Origin of the sequence: Pseudomonas sp. MYb193 (assembly GCF_002966775.1) — a bacterium.
GTDB lineage: Bacteria > Pseudomonadota > Gammaproteobacteria > Pseudomonadales > Pseudomonadaceae > Aquipseudomonas > Aquipseudomonas paracarnis.
Window position 1 is genome coordinate 3853141 of the sequence record NZ_CP023269.1, and the last position, 17753, is coordinate 3870893.

Genomic DNA, 17753 nt, shown 5'->3' on the forward strand with positions numbered 1-17753 from the left:
CAGTATCTCGGGTCAGACCGCGTACATATCGGTTCCTGCGGTAATGGCTGCTATTGGTTCCGCTTTTACAGCGGGTCACTGTTGAAAAGAGCCGGAATGCCGGCCCAGCCAAAGTAACCAAAAGGCTCTTGCCCCACCACTCGGCACCTCGCCTAGTCTCGGTGTGCCCGTAATCCGACAGCGTGGTTTAACGGGGCGCCTAAGATCAAAAGCAGATCAAGATCAAGAGCGGCCCGCTTCGCATCGTGGTTACCGTCGGCGGCTACAGACTACAAAGTTGTGTAGATACCTATGGCCATCGCAGGCAAGCCAGCTCCCACATGGGTTCGCAGGGCATCAGTTGGATCAATGCCGGCTGTCAGGCCGCTTTCGCGAGCAAGCCGCTTCCACCGCAAGCTCCCCTCACCACAAGTCAGCTAAATCCGTCGACGGCGGTTGAGTTGGGGGATGGCGGTTTGGGGAGCTTCCACGCACGGGGCCTGTACCGCTGTTTTCGCGGCCAGTTGCGCCAGCGTGGGCTGGCTGAACAGGGTGCGGGCGTCCACGTCCAGCCCGGCCTTGCGCAGGCGGGCTACCAGGTTCACTGCCAACAGGGAGTGCCCGCCCAGTTCAAAGAAGTGGTCATGGCGCCCTACCCGTTCGAGTTTCAACACGTCAGCCCAGATCCCGGCCATCAGGGTTTCCACCTCGCCCACTGGCGCTTCGTAGGTTCGGCTAAGCACGGCCTCCAGCCCTGGCGCCGGCAGGGCCTTGCGGTCGAGTTTGCCGGCGGGATTGAGGGGCAGTGCGTCGAGTTGCACGAAGGCGGCCGGCACCATGTATTCCGGCAGGTGCTCCAGCACATGGTCACGCAAGGCTTGCAGGCCCGGCGCCTGGCCGCGCAGGGTGAAGTAGGCCACCAGGCGCTCATCGCGAATCAATACCGCCACCTCGTGCAATGCCGGGTGGGCGGCCAGGCGTGCTTCGATCTCTCCCAGCTCCAGGCGCACACCGCGAAGTTTCACTTGGAAGTCGTTACGCCCAAGGAATTCAAGATTGCCGTCAGGCAGGTAGCGCACCAGGTCGCCGGTGCGATACAGGCGGTCGCCGGGCACGAAGGGGCTTTCGATGAAACGATCGGCGGTCAGCTGTTCCAAGCCCAGGTAACCACGGGCAACGCCGACGCCGCCGATGTGCAGTTGGCCGCTGATACCCATGGGCACCGGCGCATCATGAGCGTCCAGGACATACAGGCGGGTGTTGTTGATGGCGCGGCCAATCGGCAGTTGCAAGGCGGGCACCGGCGCGCCGAGTTCGAGCGTCCAGGCGCAGCTGTCCACCGTGGCTTCGGTGGGGCCGTACACGTTATGCAAGCGCACCGTGGGCAAGCGCGCCTGCACGCCACGGGCCAAGGCGGCGGTGAGTTCGCCGCCGCCGCACACTATATCGGTGAGGCTGGTGCACAGGGCCGATTCGTCCAGGTCCAGAAACTGCTGCAACATGGCGGGCACGAACTGGATCACCCTGATCTGCTGCTCACGAATCACCTGGGCCAGGTACGCCGGTTCACGGTGCCCATCGGGCCGCGCCAACACCAGGCGCATGCCGTTGCTCAACGGCCAGAACAGCTCCCACACAGAACCATCGAAGCTGAACGGCGCGCGCTGCAACAAGGCGCCGCCTTCGGCGTTCGGGCACAGTTGCGAGCCCCAATGCAACAGGTTGCCCAGGCCACGGTGCTCGATCATCACACCCTTGGGCGTGCCGGTGGAGCCCGAGGTGTACATCACGTAGGCGAGATTGGCGACGCTCAAGCCTGGCACGCTTGGATTGTCGATCGGCGCCTGATTCCAGGTGCAGTGGTCGAAGTCGATCAGCGGGATCGAGACATCGCCCACCCCTTCGCGAGTGGCAGCTTGTACCAACAGTGCCACTGGCTGGCTGTCTGTGAGCATGTAGGCCAGGCGCTCGCGTGGGTAACCTGGGTCGAGCGGCACGTAGGCGCCGCCCGCCTTGAGAATTCCCAATAAGCCCACCACCAAGTCCAACCCACGCTCCACGCACAACGCCACCCGCGAGTCCGGTTGTACGCCGTGCTCACGCAAGTGAAAAGCCAGTTGGTTGGCACGTTCGTTGAGTTGGCGGTAGGTCAATGCGTGCTGACCCGCCTGCACCGCAATGGCATCGGGGTTTCGCCGCGCATGGGCTTCAAACAGCGCTTGCACGGTCAGCGTTTTTGGGTAGTCGATGGAGGTTGCGTTGAGGTCCACCAACAGAGTACGCAATTGGCTCGCGGGCAGCACCTGCACACCGCGCAGCGGCATATCCGGCGTGCTTTCCAATGCGTCCAGCAGGCCGTTCAGCGCGGTGTCGAAGTAGCTCAAGACAGGTTCAGCGCCCACGGTGTCCGGGGCCATGACCTTGAGCCGGAAGCCGCTGGCCGTGTCGTCCACCGTGAGCATCAACGGGTAACTGAGGATGTCTTCACTGCTAAGCAAGGCAATGCCCGGCACAAGGTTCAGTCCAGGGTCCGCCGAGGTGTGACGATAGTTGAGCAAACTGTTGAACAGTTCCGGCACGCCGCTGCGGCGCTGGGCCAACGCCAGGGACGCCTGTTCATGGGCGAGCAAAGCGCTCAGTTGCGCGTGGGTGTCGTGCAGCGCATCCGCCACGTTTTTCCCGGCCAGGCGCAGGCGCAGCGGCAAGGTGTTGATAAACATGCCCAAGGCCCGCTCGGCCCCCTCGCCGGCTTGCAAGCGGCCGAGCAGCACGGTACCGAACACCACATCTTCGCGGCCGGCGACACGGCTGAGCACCTGAGCCCAGGCCAGGTGGAAAAGGCTCGCGGCACTGACCCCCAGGGCTCGGGCCTGGCTGCGCAGGCGCAGATTGAGTGCGTCGCTGAGCGAGCGCTGCGCCTCTTCGGTCTCGGCACGCAGGGCCTGACGCTTCTGTAGACCGAACGCCAAGGTCGGCTCATCGACATCCGCCAGACGCTCTCGAAAGAACGCCTCGTGCGCCGCCTGGCGAGCCGTTGAGCGGGCCTGCGCGACCATGTTGCGATAAGGCACGGGCACAGGCAGTTGCGCCTGCTGACCCAGCAGATGGGCACGAATCTCGTCTACCAGCAGCGTGGTCGACGTGGCGTCGTTGACCAGATGATGAAAGCGCAGCCTGGCGACCCAGCGCTGGTGCTGGGGCTCCTCGGCGTAATCCAGGGCCATCAGCGGCGCCTGGCGCAAGTCCAGGGGTTGCGCCGGTTCGCGCAACGCGTCAACCCGCAGCTGCGCCTGGCGCCACACCACCTGCATCGGTTGTTCCAGGGCATCCCACACCAGGCTGGTGCGCAAAATATCGTGGCGATCGATCACCTGTTGCAGGGCACTGGCGAAGGCATCCAACTGCTCGCGGCGCGCGAAGCTGAACAGCGCTTGTTGCTGGTACGGGTCGTGCGCGTCGGTGAGGTGGTGGTAGAGCAACCCTTCCTGCAACGGCGCCAGCGGATAGATATCCTGCACGTTGGCGGCGCCGCCAGGGATGCCGGCGACGATGCGGTCGAGGCTGGTTTGGTCAAGTTCGGCCAGGACGAGCAAATCCTGGGTGATATGGGTGCAACCGGTCGGGATTCGATTGGCCGGCACCGCCTGTTCGTGACCGACACACGCCGCCGCCAGCGCCGCCAGGGTCGGCTGGCCGAACAGCACTTGCACATCGGCGCGCAGGCCGGCCTGGCGCATGCGCTGCACCAGTTGCACCGCCAACAGCGAATGCCCGCCCAGCTCGAAGAAATGGTCATGGCGGCCCACTGGCTGCACGTGCAGCAACTCGGCCCAGATCTGCGCCAGTGTGGTTTCCACGCCCTCCTGTGGCGCTTCGAAGCGGCGGGTGATAAAGGCTTCCTGGGTCGGTGACGGCAAGGCTCGGCGGTCGAGCTTGCCGTTGGCGGTGAGGGGCAACGCGTCGAGGCACACGTAAGCCGCCGGCAGCATGTAGTCCGGCAGCGAGGCCTGCAGGTGAGTGCGCAGTACTTCGATTTCCACAGGCTGACGTGGCACAAACCACGCCCATAATTGCCCGTCGCGAAATTGCACCACCGCGTCCTGAAGCGCCGGATGGCTGGCCAGGGCCGACTCGATTTCCCCCAGTTCGATGCGCACGCCACGGATTTTTACCTGGTCGTCATTGCGCCCCAGGTAGTCGAGATTGCCGTCTGGCAGCCAGCGCGCCAGGTCGCCGGTGCGGTACATGCGACCGCCACTGAATGGGTCGTCGATAAACCGTTCGGCACTCAACTCAGCACGGTTCAGGTACCCCCGCGCCACGCCCTTGCCGCCGACATACAACTCCCCCGCCACGCCAATCGGTACTGGGCGTTGCTGCCCGTCCAGCAGGTAGACGCGGGCATTGGCGACCGGCGCGCCGATATGCAACGGCTGGCCCACCTCAACGCGCCCCGAGGTCGCCACAACGGTGGCTTCGGTGGGGCCATAGTTGTTCACCACCGCGAACGTCTGTGCCTGGGTGAAGGTGCGCAGGCGATCGCCGCCGATCAGCAAGGTGCGCAAGGTGGGATGCCCCAGCCCCTGGCTGAAGGCATATTCAGCCACAGGCGTGGGCAGGAAACACACATCCAATGGTTGCGAGCGCCACCAGCCGAGCAACGCGTCGATATCTTCCGCGCCTTCATGGGCCGGTGGCAGGTGCAAGGTCGCCCCCACGCACAACGCCGGCCAGACTTCCCAGGCCATGGCATCAAAACCGAAGCCGGCGACGCTGGCAGTGTGGCTGCCCGCGTGCAGGTCGAATGCCTGGCAATGCCAGTCCACCAGGTTCGACACGCTGTGATGTTCGACCATCACACCCTTGGGCAACCCGGTGGAACCCGAGGTGTAAATCACATAAGCCAGGTTCGACGGCGTGACGGCAACCCGAGGGTTACTCTCGATGGATGCGCTGCCAGGCTCCAGCGCGATCACCGGTACCGTCGAGACGGGCAGACGCTGGCGTAAATCGCGCTGAGTCAGGATGGCCACGGGCGCGCTGTCGTGCAGCAGGTACTCCAGGCGTTCGCCGGGATGGGCCGGGTCCAGCGGCACGTAGCAAGCGCCGGCCTTGAGGATCGCCAACAGCCCCGCCAGGGTGTCAAGGCCACGCCGGGCCAGGATCGCCACACGGTCATCGGGCTGTACGCCGAATGCCACCAATTGATGGGCCAGTGCATTAGCCTGGCGGTTGAGTTGGGTGTAGCTCAGTGAGCGGTCCTGATACACCGCCGCAATCGCGTGGGGCGTGCGTGCGGCCTGGGCTTCAATGCGCTGGTGCAGGGTTTGCGGCGCGGCGTTGGGCTGCGCGGTGGCGTTCCAGTGCAGCAGTCGGGCCTGCTCCTCGGGCAGCAGCATGCAAAACTCGCCGATGGGCAGCGCAGTGTCCTCCAACCCCTGCTCCAGCAGCCCGATGAAACGCTGGGCCAACGCCTGCACATCGTGCGCCTGGAAATACGCCTCGTTGTAGACGCAATGCAGCCACGCATTGTCCTGGTAACGGTTGCTGCGCAAGTGAATGGCCAGCGGTAGCGCTTCATGGTGATTGGAGACCTTGATCGCGCGGGCCTGGACCTGACCGAAGCGCAGGTCGTGGTCGTCCTGCTCGAACGATACCGACACGTCGAAAAGTTGCCCGCGATCTGTTCGGCGCAAGCCCAGCTCGCGGTTCATCTCACTCAACGGGAAGCGCTGATGACGAAAATCCTGCTTGAGCTGATCACGGATGCCCCGTACCAGAGCACCGAAAGACACGCCCTCGCTGAACGCAAAACGTACCGCGCTGACCTGGGTGAACAGGCCCACAGTGGCGCGAAACCGCGCGTTGGAGCGGTTGAGAATCGGCAGGCCCACTCCCCATTCCTGCCGTTGGCTGGTGCGGGTGAAATACACATACATCGCCGCCAGCAACACATGAAAGGCCGACGCCTGGTAGTGGTTGGCAACCCGCTCCATACGGTCGAGCAACTGCACCGGGAAGCCTTGCACCCAGGTGTTGCTCGACGTCTTGGCGTTGTGCCTGGGGCTGAGCAGCGGCTCGGGCAACACCTGGTATTTGCCCAGCCAATAATCACGGTCGCGGGCGTAGCGGGCCGATTGCAGGTAGCGTTGGTCGGTGTCGATAAAGTCGATGTAGGACGGTGCCAGTGGCTCGGTGGCGCGCCCCTGCTCCAGGGCGCTGTAGAGCTGCGCGAGGGATTGCAGCATCTGGCCGAAGCCCCAGCCGTCGAGGATCAGGTGATGAGCCTGGGTACCGAGGCGGTAGTGATCATCATCAAGTTTGACCAGGAAAAAACGGCACAGTGGCTCGCCGCTCAGGGCGTAGGGCCGAGCCATTTGCGCCTGCATCAAGGTTTGGCTTGCCGCGGATGGGTCGGGCAGCGCGGAGAAATCATGCAGCGCCATTTCCACCTTCAACTGCGGGGCGAATGTTTGCCCAGGCAGGCCATTGGCGTCGGTGTGCAGTTGGGTGCGTAGTGCATCGTGACGGGCCACCAGCAGTGCGACAGCATGCTGCATGCGTTCGGGCTCGACGGTGCCAGCAAAATCCAGATAGCCGCCAATGTTGTACAGCGGCGAATCGCCCACGCGCAGTTGGTCGAGCCAAATGTCTTGTTGGGCGCCAGTGAGGGGGAAGCGGGCCGGCTGGCTGGAGGAATACTGCATAAGATCCTTCTCATGGGGGTCAGGCACTGGCCGCGCAGAGGTGGCCCATTACGCCAAAGTTGCCGGATTGGAGCATGGGCGCCGAGGGGTGTCTGACACCCGAAACCCGGACATTCAAATGGATGGATAGGCCTTGGTCGAAGGTTCATGGCTGAAACGATTAAAGCGTTGTAGGAGATTGGCTACAGCTCATCCATGCCGAGCCTCTGGATAACCCCTTTATTTTAATAATTCATCATTTACATCAATAACTTAACTAAGACTAAAAATAACTTACACCTGTACGTAGCCGGCTTAATTCACGAGAAACGTCGGATTAATGGCGCAGCTTTTATGGCAGCTTGTGTCCCTCGTTTCCGCTACATACGTAGGACAAATCCCTATGGCTAAATAAAATTTCGAACGCCGAGTTACGTTCAAGCAGTACGGAGCGCCCTGCACAGGCCCTGGGCAACCGTTGACGGTTTTCGACATCAAGGATGAGATGGCTATGAGTCTGACCCCAAGTATTGGCGACACCTGCGGCCCGCATTTTTATGCCGAAATGGGCGAGTTGATTTCAAACAGCGGCGACGAACATTTCGCCGCCACGATGTTGCAGCTGGTGGGCAAGTGGGTACCGATTCACCTGGTAGACCTCAGCGAATGGACCCTGGATGAACTGCGCGACCGCGTGCTGGACATCAAGTTACTGGGCAGCGCCGGGGTGAAAAAGGATTTGTCGGTGCCCCAGACCTTGCATGCGCTGAACGACCACCCGCTGTTGCGGCAGATGCTGCACATGCAAGACCCGCTGCTGATCCAGATGAACGCCAAGGCCAACAGCGCGCATCCGCGCGGTACTTCGCACCAGTGCAATCTGGTATCGCGCCAGGGCAATCGACGCTGTGTGATTTCGCTCTACCGCCCGCCGACCCAGCAGGGGTTCTCCCTGGCTGAGTTGTCGTTTCTCAAGTGCTTGTCGGACACGCTGTTGCCGTTGATGGAACGGCACGCCCAGAGCCTGCGCCAGGCGCCGCACGCCGAGACTGAGCCGGCCCATACCCTGTTGGAACAATCGCAGTTGCAGCGTGAGTTCTACAAACGCTTGTCTTTGAGCGACATCACCCTTTCGGCGCGGGAACAGGAGGTGTGCCTGGGCCTGCTGACCGGCGGTACCGTGCCGCAAATCGCGGAGAAACTCAGTGTCAAAAACAGCTCGATCGAGACCTACCTCAAACGTGCCGCCGCCAAGCTGGGCGTAAGCGGCCGGCATGGCCTGGCCAAATGGATGGTGGGCGCCTGATGAACACACGAGCACTGTGCACCGTCGGCATGGCCTGGATGCTCGGCGGTTGCTCGCTGATTCCCGAGTACCAGCGACCAGCCGCGCCGACGCCTGCGCAGTACCCCCAAGGCGGCGTCTACCGCCTGGCGCAGGCCGGCCCCCTGGCGCAAAACCCGGACTGGCAGCAGCTGTTCTACGACCCGGCGCTGCAGCAGCTGATTAATGATGCACTGCTCAACAACCGCGACCTGCGAGTGGCGGCCCTGAATGTGCAGGCGTTCCAGGCGCAGTACCGTATCCAGCGCGCGGACCTCTTCCCGGCACTCTCTGCCACAGGCGCCGGCAAGCGCCAGAAGCTGCCAGGGAGCGTGACCGGCACCGGCAAGTCAGCGATAACCTCCAGCTATTCCGCCACCTTGGGCCTGAGTGCCTATGAGCTGGATCTGTTCGGCCGCGTGCGCAGCCTCAGCGAACAAGCGCTGCTCACTTACCTGGGCACCGAACAAGCGCGGCGCAGTACGCAATTGAGCCTGGTGGCCAACGTCGCCAATGCCTACCTGACCTGGCGCGCCGATCAGGAACTGCTGGCCCTGGCCGAGCAAACTCTGGTCGCCAACGACCATAGCTGGCAATTGACCAGCCGCAGTAAAAGCGCAGGCAAAGCCTCGGCGCTGGACCTGGTGCAAGCGCGCACAGCAGTGGAAAGTACCCGCGCCAGCGTAGCCCGCTATGAACGCCAGGTGGCCCAGGACCTCAACAACCTCACGCTGCTGGTGGGTGGCCCGGTGGATGAACACCTGCCTGCGCGACCGCTGGCCGACGATCTGGTCGCCCGCGTGCCCGCCGGCTTGCCCTCGGACCTGCTGCAACGCCGCCCGGATATCCTCCAGGCCGAATACCAACTGCAGGCGGCCAACGCCAATATCGGTGCGGCACGTGCAGCGTTCTTTCCTTCCGTGACCCTGACTGCAAACGCAGGCAGCACCAGCAAGGAGCTGTCGGGGCTGTTCAAGGGCGGCTCGGGCAGCTGGACCTTTCAGCCGCAGATCAACCTGCCGATCTTCAACGCCGGCAGCCTGCGCGCCAGCCTCGATTACGCCAGGCTGCAGAAGGACATCACGGTGGCCCAGTACGAAAAATCCATCCAGGGCGCCTTCCAGGAAGTTGCCGACGGCCTCGCCGCACGCCAGACCTTCAACGACCAACTGGCGGCGCAACGGGATTTCGTCGCCGCCAACCAGAACTACTATGACCTGGCCGAACACCGTTACCGCAGCGGCGTGGACAGCAACCTGACATTCCTCGATGCGCAGCGTTCGCTGTTCAGCGCGCAACAGGCGCTGATTGTGGACCGGCTGGCGCAGTTGGTCGCCGAGGTGAATTTGTATACCGCACTGGGTGGCGCCTGGGATATCAGCGCAACCCCGACTGCCGCAGCCGGTACTCCCCCGGTGTCATCTGTGCATACCGCAAAAAAAACCGGCTGAAATACGCAGGGTCCTTGAACCCCAGCTGGTAGCAGATTTCATTCGCGGAACTGCCGGTAAACAACAGCAGGCGCTTGGCCTCCTGCATCAGCCGTTCAAGGATCAAGCGCTTGGACGGCAGGTCGGCAATGCGTCGGCACACTTCATTGAGCCGCGCCTGGGTCACGCCAATGCCCTCGGCATAACGCGCCAACGGCCAATGTTCCAGGTAGTGGGCTTCGATCAGCTCGTTGAAACGATGGAAGATGCGCAGGTCTTCATGGGCTGTCGGGCGTGCCGGCTGGGCGTGGGCGCACAGGCGCAGCAGGCGGATCATGATCAACCGCGTCAGGCTGTCGAGGGCGGCGGCACGCCCTGCCCGTTCGGCGTTGATCTCACTGCACAGCGCCTCGAAGAGTTGTTCCAACCCCTCAGCGTCGCCAGTCAAGGCCACACATGCCGCACCGGAGGCGAGGCTGGGGTCGGCGTCGATCAATCCCCATACAAGCTGCTGGCGCACCGTCAGCACATGCCCGTCGGCATCGGCTTCGGTGACAAACGCGTGGGCCACCGTGGGCGGCGTGAGAAAAAACATCGGCCCCGATTCAACGTACTGGCGGTCATCCAGATACACCCGCACTGCACCACTCTTGACGTAATGCACCTGGAAAAACCGGTCATGGCGATGCACCGCCATATTGCGCCCGAAAAACCCCGCCAGGTTGCCGAGCTTGTCGTAATGCACCTCGGCGTCGCTGTAGCGCTGGTCGTAGACCTGCCCGATGTTGATGTTGGGAATCGGCTTCACGGGGTTCTCTTCTTGTTGTTGTGAGGCCAGCGCAGTGTGCCACGCTTGACGGTAGTTAACATATTAATTATAACGTTAACAACTTAACGAACGGCCTGTGCAGCCGTCGTCACCGCCAGGAGAAACGCATGAGCCGTACCCTGCATGATGTTGCCAGCGGCACCCTGTTTGGCGTTGCGCTGAACTACCAGGGCCTGCTGGACCAATATCTCGCCGCCTTCCAACAGCCGCCCTACCAGCAGCCACCGACCAAGCCGGTGCTGTTTATCAAAACCCCCAACACCCGCAATGCCCATGGCGGCGTAGTGCTGCAGCCTGCGGGCGAGCGCCTGCAGCCGGGCCCGGCGCTGGGTGTGGTGATCGGCCAGCGCGCCAGCCGTGTCAGCCTGGAGAACGCCATGGCGCATGTGGCCGGGTATGTGGTGATGAATGAATTCAGCCTGCCGGAAGACAGCTACTACCGCCCCGCCGTCAAAGCCAAATGCCGCGATGGGTTTTGCGCCCTGGGCCCGCAGTTGGTGGCGCGGGATCAAGTGGCCAACCCCAATCAATTGAGCCTCAAGCTGTTCGTCAATGGCGAGCTGCGCCAGGAAAGCTCTACCGCCGATTGGGTGCGCGACATCCCGCAATTGATCGCCGAGATCAGCGAGTTCATGACCCTGTACCCCGGCGATGTGCTGATCACCGGCACCCCGCAAGGCCGCGTGGATGTGCAGCCAGGCGACCAGGTTGAAGTCGATATCACCGGCATTGGCCGCCTGAGCAACACCATTGCAGCGGAGGCATCGGCATGAAACGCGCACGTATCCACTTTGAAGGTGCAACCCACAACGTATGGGTGCAAGCCGACTGCAGCGTGCGCCTTGAGGATGGGCGGTTGCTGGCCGAAGACCAGGTGCAATGGCTGCCACCCGCCACCGGCAACATGTTCGCCCTGGGTTTGAACTACGCCGACCACGCCGCCGAACTGGCCTTTACGCCGCCGACCGAACCGCTGGCATTCATCAAGTCGGTGGGCACCTACACCGGTCACCGCCAAGTCACCTGGCGCCCGGACAACGTCGCCTACATGCACTACGAGTGCGAGCTGGTGGCGGTGATCGGCAAGACCGCGCGCAACGTCAAGCGCGCCGACGCCCTGGACTACCTGGCCGGTTACACGGTGTGCAACGACTACGCGATCCGCGACTACCTGGAAAACTACTACCGCCCCAACCTGCGCGTGAAAAACCGCGACGCCACCACCCCGGTCGGCCCGTGGATTGTCGACGTGGCGGATGTGCCCGACCCAGGCAACCTGAAATTGCGCACCTGGATCAACGGCGAACTGCGCCAGGAAGGCAGCACGAAAGACATGATTTTCGATATCCCCTACCTCATCGAATACCTGTCCAGCTTCATGACCCTGCAACCGGGCGACATGATCGCCACCGGCACGCCCGAGGGGCTGGCCGATGTGGTGCCGGGGGATGAGGTAGTGGTGGAAGTCGAAGGCGTGGGCCGCCTGGTCAACCGTATTGTCAGTGAAACGGAGTTTTTCTCCGCGCGCAAAGAGGCTTGAGCACCATGATCAAACACTGGATCAACGGCCGTGAGGTCGAAAGCAAAGACACCTTTATCAACTACAACCCGGCCACCGGCGAGGCCATCGGCGAAGTCGCCAGCGGCGGCGCCGAAGAAGTCGCGCAAGCCGTAGCGGCGGCGAAGGCCGCGTTCCCCAAGTGGGCCAATACGCCGGCCAAGGAGCGCGCGCGCTTGATGCGCAAACTGGGTGAGTTGATCGAACAGAACGTGCCACACCTGGCCGAGCTGGAAACCCTGGACACCGGCCTGCCGATCCACCAGACCAAGAACGTGTTGATCCCGCGTGCCTCGCACAACTTCGATTTCTTCGCAGAAGTCTGCACCCGCATGGACGGCCACACCTACCCGGTGGATGACCAGATGCTCAACTACACCCTGTACCAGCCGGTAGGCGTGTGCGGGCTGGTGTCGCCGTGGAACGTGCCGTTCATGACCGCCACCTGGAAGACCGCGCCGTGCCTGGCGCTGGGCAATACGGCGGTGTTGAAGATGTCGGAGCTGTCGCCGCTGACCGCCAATGAACTGGGGCGCCTGGCGGTGGAAGCCGGGATTCCCGACGGCGTGCTCAATGTCATCCAGGGCTACGGCGCCACCGCCGGTGATGCACTGGTGCGCCACCCGGATGTACGGGCGATTTCCTTTACCGGCGGCACCGCCACCGGTAAGAAAATCATGCAGAGCGCCGGCCTGAAAAAGTACTCCATGGAACTGGGCGGCAAGTCGCCGGTGCTGATTTTTGAAGACGCCGACCTGGAACGCGCCCTCGACGCCGCGTTGTTCACGATCTTTTCCCTCAACGGCGAGCGCTGCACCGCCGGCAGCCGCATCTTCATCCAGGAAAGCGTCTACCCGCAATTTGTCGCCGAGTTCGCGGCGCGCGCCAAGCGCTTGATCGTCGGCGACCCCCAGGACCCGAAGACTCAGGTCGGCTCGATGATCACCCAGGCCCACTACGACAAGGTCACCGGCTACATCAAGATCGGCCTGGAGGAAGGCGCCACGCTGCTGGCTGGCGGCCTGGAACGCCCGGCCAACCTGCCGGCGCACCTCAGCCGCGGCCAGTTTATCCAGCCGACGGTGTTTGCCGACGTGAACAACCGGATGCGCATCGCCCAGGAAGAAATCTTCGGCCCGGTGGTGTGCCTGATTCCGTTCAAGGATGAAGCCGAGGCATTGCAACTGGCCAACGACACCGAATACGGGCTGGCCTCCTACATCTGGACCCAGGACATCGGCAAGGCCCACCGCCTGGCGCGCGGTATCGAAGCGGGCATGGTATTTATCAACAGCCAGAACGTACGGGATTTGCGCCAGCCGTTTGGCGGGGTCAAAGGCTCGGGCACCGGGCGTGAAGGCGGCCAGTACAGCTTCGAAGTGTTTGCCGAGATCAAGAACGTGTGTATTTCCATGGGCAGTCATCACATTCCGCGCTGGGGCGTGTAGCCCAGGATCAAGCAAGCCTCCTGTGGGAGCCGGGCTTGCCCGCGATGCAGACACCGCGGTCCTTCAGCCGTACCGAGTCGATGCCATCGCAGGCAAGCCAGCTCCCACAGGGACCTCACAGGCCATACAAGAATAATTATTCAGGAGAGTCATCATGGGCGAAGTGGTTCTGGCAGCGAAGATCTGCCACGTACCGTCGATGTACCTGTCGGAACTGCCCGGCAAACATCACGGCTGTCGCGAAGCGGCGATTGCCGGGCACAAGGAGATCGGCCGGCGTGCCCGCGAACTGGGGGCAGACACTGCGGTGGTGTTCGACGTGCACTGGCTGGTCAACAGCGGCTACCACGTCAATTGCGGCGAGCAGTTCCAGGGCACCTACACCAGCAACGAACTGCCGCACTTCATCAAGAACATGGACTACGCCTACCCCGGTTGCCCAGAGCTGGGCGAGCTGATCGCCGCCGAAGCCAACCTGGCTGGCGTGCGCAGCATGGCCCACAACATCCCGAGCCTGGAACTTGAATACGGCACCCTGGTGCCCATGCGGTACATGCATATGGGCGTGCCCGACGCACAGAAATTCAAGGTCATTTCCATCGCTGCCTGGTGCGCCTGGCATCGCCTGGAAGACAGCTTCGCCTTCGGCGCCGCCGTGCGCCGGGCGATCGAAAAGAGCGACCGCAAGGTGCTGGTGCTGGCGTCCGGCTCGCTGTCCCATCGGTTCTCGGACGACCGCCAGGCTGAGGCGAATATCCACAACTGGACCCGCGAATTCGACAAGCAGGTGGACCTGCATGTCGTGGAAATGTGGAAGCAAGGTCGCTTCAAAGAGTTCTGCTCCATGTTGCCCGACTACGCCGAACATTGTTTTGGCGAAGGCAAGATGCACGACACCGCCATGCTCCTGGGCCTGCTGGGTGGGCCGGATTATGCCAAGCCGGCCGAGATCATCACGCCGCCGTTCGGCAGTTCGGGCACCGGCCAGATCAACGCGATTTTCCCGCTTTAACCCTGGGAGAGCCCCATGCCGCACTTTATCGCTGAGTACACCGACAACCTCGAACAGCAGGCCGATTTGCCCGGCCTGTTTGAAAAAGTCCACCGCGTGCTGGGTGACAGCGGTGTGTTTCCATTGGGCGGCATTCGCAGTCGCGGCGTGCGCCTGGACACCTGGCGCATGGCCGATGGCAAGCACGACTATGCCTTTGTGCACATGACCCTCAAGGTCGGCCATGGCCGCGACCTGGCGACGCGCGAAGCAGTCGCCCAAGCGGTGTTCGCGGTGATCACCGCACACTTCGCCGAGCTGCAGGCGCAACGGTTGTTGGCGCTGTCGTTCGAGATGATCGAGCTGCACCCGCAGCTCAACTTCAAGCAGAACAATGTGCATGCGTTTCTGAACAACCCGGCGAACTGAAACGGCCCCTCACACCTACAACAAAAAGAACAACATCATGAGCACAGCCCATTCCACTGCAAGCCTGCGGCTTGCCGAGCACGACCGTACCCATCGTTTGGTGACCTGGCGCCTGATGCCATTGTTGCTGGTGTGTTACCTGTTCGCCCATCTGGACCGTATCAACATCGGTTTTGCCAAGATGCAGATGAGCAGCGACCTGCACTTCAGCGACACCGTGTATGGCTTCGGCGCCGGCCTGTTCTTCATCGCCTACGCACTGTTCGGCGTGCCCAGCAACATTGCCCTGGACCGCGTCGGGCCACGGCGCTGGATCGCCTGCCTGATGGTGGTGTGGGGTCTGCTCTCCACCGGCATGTTGTGGGTGGAGAGCGCGCGCGGGTTCTACGTGCTGCGCTTTCTGCTGGGTGTGGCCGAGGCCGGGTTTTTCCCGGGGATCCTGGTATTCCTCAACCGTTGGTACCCGGCACGCCGTCGCGCCCAGGTCACTGCCTTGTTTGCCATTGCGGTGCCCATGGCCGGAGTGCTGGGCGGGCCGATTTCCGGGGCGATCCTGGAGAACTTCCACGACGTCGGCAGCCTGCGCGGCTGGCAGTGGATGTTCCTGATCGAAGGCGCCCCCGTGGTGCTGCTGGGGCTGGTGGTACTCAAGTGGCTGCCGGACAGTTTCGAGTCGGTGCACTGGCTGACTGCCGAGCAAAAGCAGCAACTGCGCACCCAATTGAGCAACGAGGAACAGCGCAAGACCATCACCTCGTTCGGCGGCATCCTGCGTGACCCGCAGGTGTGGCTGCTGGTGGCCGTGTACTTTGCGGTGATGCTGGCGGTCAACACCCTGGCGTTCTGGATGCCCACCCTGATCCACGGCGCCGGCATCGGCCGTGACAGCCAGGTCGGCTTGCTCAGCGCCGTGCCGTACCTGGCCGGCTGCTTCTTCATGCTCGGCTGCGGGCGCTCGTCCGACCGCCACCGCGAACGCCGCTGGCACCTGTGCGTGCCGTTGCTGATGGCGGCACTCGGTATCGCCGTCGCGGGCCTGGCGCCCGGCAATGCGCTGCTGGTGATGGGCGGGCTGGTGGTCGCCGGCATGGGCGCCAGTGCCGCGCTGCCGATGTTCTGGCAACTGCCACCGGCGTTTCTCTCCCACACCACCCAGGCGGCGGGCATCGCCATGATCAGCTCGTTCGGCAGCATCGCCGCGTTCCTCGCGCCCTACCTGATCGGCTGGATGCGCGACGCCACCCAGAGCGCCAGCCTGGCGCTGTACGTACTCGCCCTGTTTATCGCCCTCGGTGGCTTGCTGGTGCTGCGCACCCAGGCCGCCATCGTCAACCCACACTAGAGACCGTTGCCATGCTCGACTCCCAGCAAATCCTCGCAGCTGCCGCCCACCTGGACCGCGCCGAACGCAGCCGCGAACAGGTGCGCCAGTTTTCCCTCGACTACCCCGATATGACGATCGAGGACGCCTACGCCATCCAGCGTGAATGGGTCGCGCAGAAGATCAAGCACGGGCGCACGCTCAAGGGCCACAAGATCGGCCTCACGTCACGGGCCATGCAGGTGTCGTCGAATATCACCGAACCCGATTACGGCGCCCTGCTCGACGACATGTTTTTCGACGAAGGCAGCGACATTCCCTTCGAGCGTTTCATCGTGCCACGGGTGGAGGTGGAACTGGCTTTCATCCTCGGCAAGCCGCTCAAGGGCCCCAACTGCACGGTGTTCGACGTGCTCGACGCCACCGAATGGGTGATCCCGGCGCTGGAAATCATCGACGCCCGCATCCAGCAGGTCGACCCGCATACCAACGCCACCCGCAAGGTGTTCGACACCATCTCCGACAACGCCGCCAATGCCGGTGTGGTCCTCGGTGGGCGCGCCGTGCGCCCCACCGAGATCGACCTGCGCAAGGTGCCGGCGGTGCTGTATCGCAACGGCGTGATCGAAGAGTCCGGGGTGTCGGCGGCGGTGCTCAACCACCCGGCCAAAGGCGTGGCGTGGCTGGCCAACAAGCTGGCGCCCTATGACGTCACCCTGCTGCCCGGCCAGGTGATTCTCGGCGGCTCGTTTACCCGCCCCGTGGCAGCCCGCCCTGGCGATACCTTCCACGTCGACTACGACCTGCTCGGCTCGATTGCCTGCCGCTTCGTCTGAACCCAGGAGTGCTTTCATGGACATGCCTGTCAACCGCTTCAAGCAACGCCTGCACAACCGCGAGGTACAGATCGGCCTGTGGCTCGGCCTTGCCAACGCCTACTGCGCGGAACTGGCCGCCAACGCCGGTTTCGACTGGCTGCTGATCGACGGCGAACATGCGCCCAACCAGCTGGGGGACATGCTCGCGCAATTACAGGCCATCGCGCCCTACCCCAGCCAAGCGCTGATTCGCCCGGTGATCGGCGACACGGCGCTGATCAAACAACTGCTGGATATCGGCGCCCAGACGCTGCTGGTGCCCATGGTCGAAAGCGCCGCCCAGGCCCGGGAACTGGTGCGCGCCCTGCGCTACCCGCCCCAGGGTATTCGCGGGGTCGGCAGCGCCCTGGCCCGCGCCTCGCGCTGGAACAGCATCGCCGATTACCTCGACCAGGCCGATGCGCAGATGTGCCTGCTGGTGCAGATTGAGAATGCCGAGGGCCTGGCCAATCTGGACGCCATCGCCGCCGTCGAAGGCGTGGACGGGGTGTTTATCGGCCCGGCAGATTTGAGCGCGTCCATGGGCCATCGGGGTAACCCGGGGCATCCGCAGGTACAGGCGGCGATTGAGGACGCCATCGTGCGTATCGTCAAGGCGGGTAAGGCGGCAGGGATTCTCAGTGCGGATGAAAATCTCGCACGACGCTATATCGCGTTGGGGGCGACGTTCGTGGCGGTGGGGGTGGATACCACGGTGTTGATGCGGGGGCTGCAAAGCCTGGCCGGGAAGTTCAAAGACTTACCGATGGCTGCCAATACCGGTGGTGTCTACTGAAATCCATGTGGGAGCTGGCTTGCCTGCGATAGCGCTGGGTCAGCTGGCTTATTTGTCGCTGACGCACCGCTATCGCAGGCAAGCCAGCTCCCACAGTTGACCGGT

12 protein-coding genes are annotated in these 17753 nt (G+C 63.1%); 10 read left to right on the plus strand and 2 right to left on the minus strand.

What is annotated here, in order from left to right; all coding sequences use genetic code 11:
• Window positions 1-416: 416 nt before the first annotated feature.
• The gene (locus CLM72_RS17410; RefSeq protein ID WP_105227265.1) at window positions 417-6686 is read right to left on the minus strand and encodes a non-ribosomal peptide synthetase; all 6270 of its coding nucleotides are present in this window, start codon (window positions 6684-6686) and stop codon (window positions 417-419) included.
• A gap of 490 nt (window positions 6687-7176) precedes the next feature.
• On the opposite strand from CLM72_RS17410, the gene CLM72_RS17415 reads away from it, so the two are divergent.
• Both CLM72_RS17415 and CLM72_RS17420 read left to right on the plus strand, forming a co-directional pair.
• On the plus strand, window positions 7177-7971 hold the full coding sequence (locus CLM72_RS17415; protein ID WP_105227266.1) for a helix-turn-helix transcriptional regulator: 795 nt from the start codon (window positions 7177-7179) through the stop codon (window positions 7969-7971).
• Window positions 7971-9440, plus strand: coding sequence for an efflux transporter outer membrane subunit (locus tag CLM72_RS17420; RefSeq protein ID WP_146120426.1), 1470 nt, complete (start codon window positions 7971-7973; stop codon window positions 9438-9440). Before CLM72_RS17415 ends, CLM72_RS17420 begins: the two co-directional genes overlap by 1 nt.
• On the opposite strand, the gene hpaA is transcribed toward CLM72_RS17420, so the two are convergent.
• Complete coding sequence (gene hpaA, locus CLM72_RS17425) at window positions 9367-10227, minus strand: 4-hydroxyphenylacetate catabolism regulatory protein HpaA (RefSeq protein WP_089042196.1); 861 nt, start codon at window positions 10225-10227, stop codon at window positions 9367-9369. The genes CLM72_RS17420 and hpaA overlap by 74 nt on opposite strands.
• A gap of 128 nt (window positions 10228-10355) precedes the next feature.
• Here hpaA and CLM72_RS17430 point away from each other — a divergent pair, with 128 nt between their 5' ends.
• From CLM72_RS17430 to hpaI, 8 genes are all read left to right on the plus strand, one after another.
• Window positions 10356-11021: a fumarylacetoacetate hydrolase family protein gene (locus CLM72_RS17430; protein WP_105227268.1), complete on the plus strand. Its 666-nt coding sequence runs from the start codon at window positions 10356-10358 to the stop codon at window positions 11019-11021.
• A complete protein-coding gene (locus tag CLM72_RS17435) occupies window positions 11018-11788 on the plus strand; it encodes a fumarylacetoacetate hydrolase family protein (protein ID WP_105227269.1) in 771 nt (256 codons plus the stop codon). Before CLM72_RS17430 ends, CLM72_RS17435 begins: the two co-directional genes overlap by 4 nt.
• 5 nt (window positions 11789-11793) lie before the next feature.
• The gene (gene hpaE, locus CLM72_RS17440; RefSeq protein WP_105227270.1) at window positions 11794-13254 is read left to right on the plus strand and encodes a 5-carboxymethyl-2-hydroxymuconate semialdehyde dehydrogenase; all 1461 of its coding nucleotides are present in this window, start codon (window positions 11794-11796) and stop codon (window positions 13252-13254) included.
• A gap of 154 nt (window positions 13255-13408) precedes the next feature.
• Window positions 13409-14266: a 3,4-dihydroxyphenylacetate 2,3-dioxygenase gene (gene hpaD, locus CLM72_RS17445; RefSeq protein ID WP_105227271.1), complete on the plus strand. Its 858-nt coding sequence runs from the start codon at window positions 13409-13411 to the stop codon at window positions 14264-14266.
• Between the two features lie 15 nt (window positions 14267-14281).
• Window positions 14282-14674: a 5-carboxymethyl-2-hydroxymuconate Delta-isomerase gene (locus CLM72_RS17450; protein WP_105227272.1), complete on the plus strand. Its 393-nt coding sequence runs from the start codon at window positions 14282-14284 to the stop codon at window positions 14672-14674.
• 37 nt (window positions 14675-14711) lie between these two features.
• Window positions 14712-16016: an MFS transporter gene (locus CLM72_RS17455; protein ID WP_105227273.1), complete on the plus strand. Its 1305-nt coding sequence runs from the start codon at window positions 14712-14714 to the stop codon at window positions 16014-16016.
• 11 nt (window positions 16017-16027) lie between these two features.
• Window positions 16028-16831 (plus strand): 2-oxo-hept-4-ene-1,7-dioate hydratase, encoded by an 804-nt coding sequence (gene hpaH / locus CLM72_RS17460; RefSeq protein ID WP_105227274.1) that lies wholly within the window; start codon window positions 16028-16030, stop codon window positions 16829-16831.
• A 16-nt stretch (window positions 16832-16847) separates the two neighbouring features.
• Window positions 16848-17648 carry a 4-hydroxy-2-oxoheptanedioate aldolase gene (gene hpaI, locus CLM72_RS17465; RefSeq protein ID WP_105227275.1) on the plus strand — a complete coding sequence of 267 codons (801 nt, stop codon included), beginning with the start codon at window positions 16848-16850 and terminating at the stop codon, window positions 17646-17648.
• Window positions 17649-17753 lie beyond the last annotated feature (105 nt).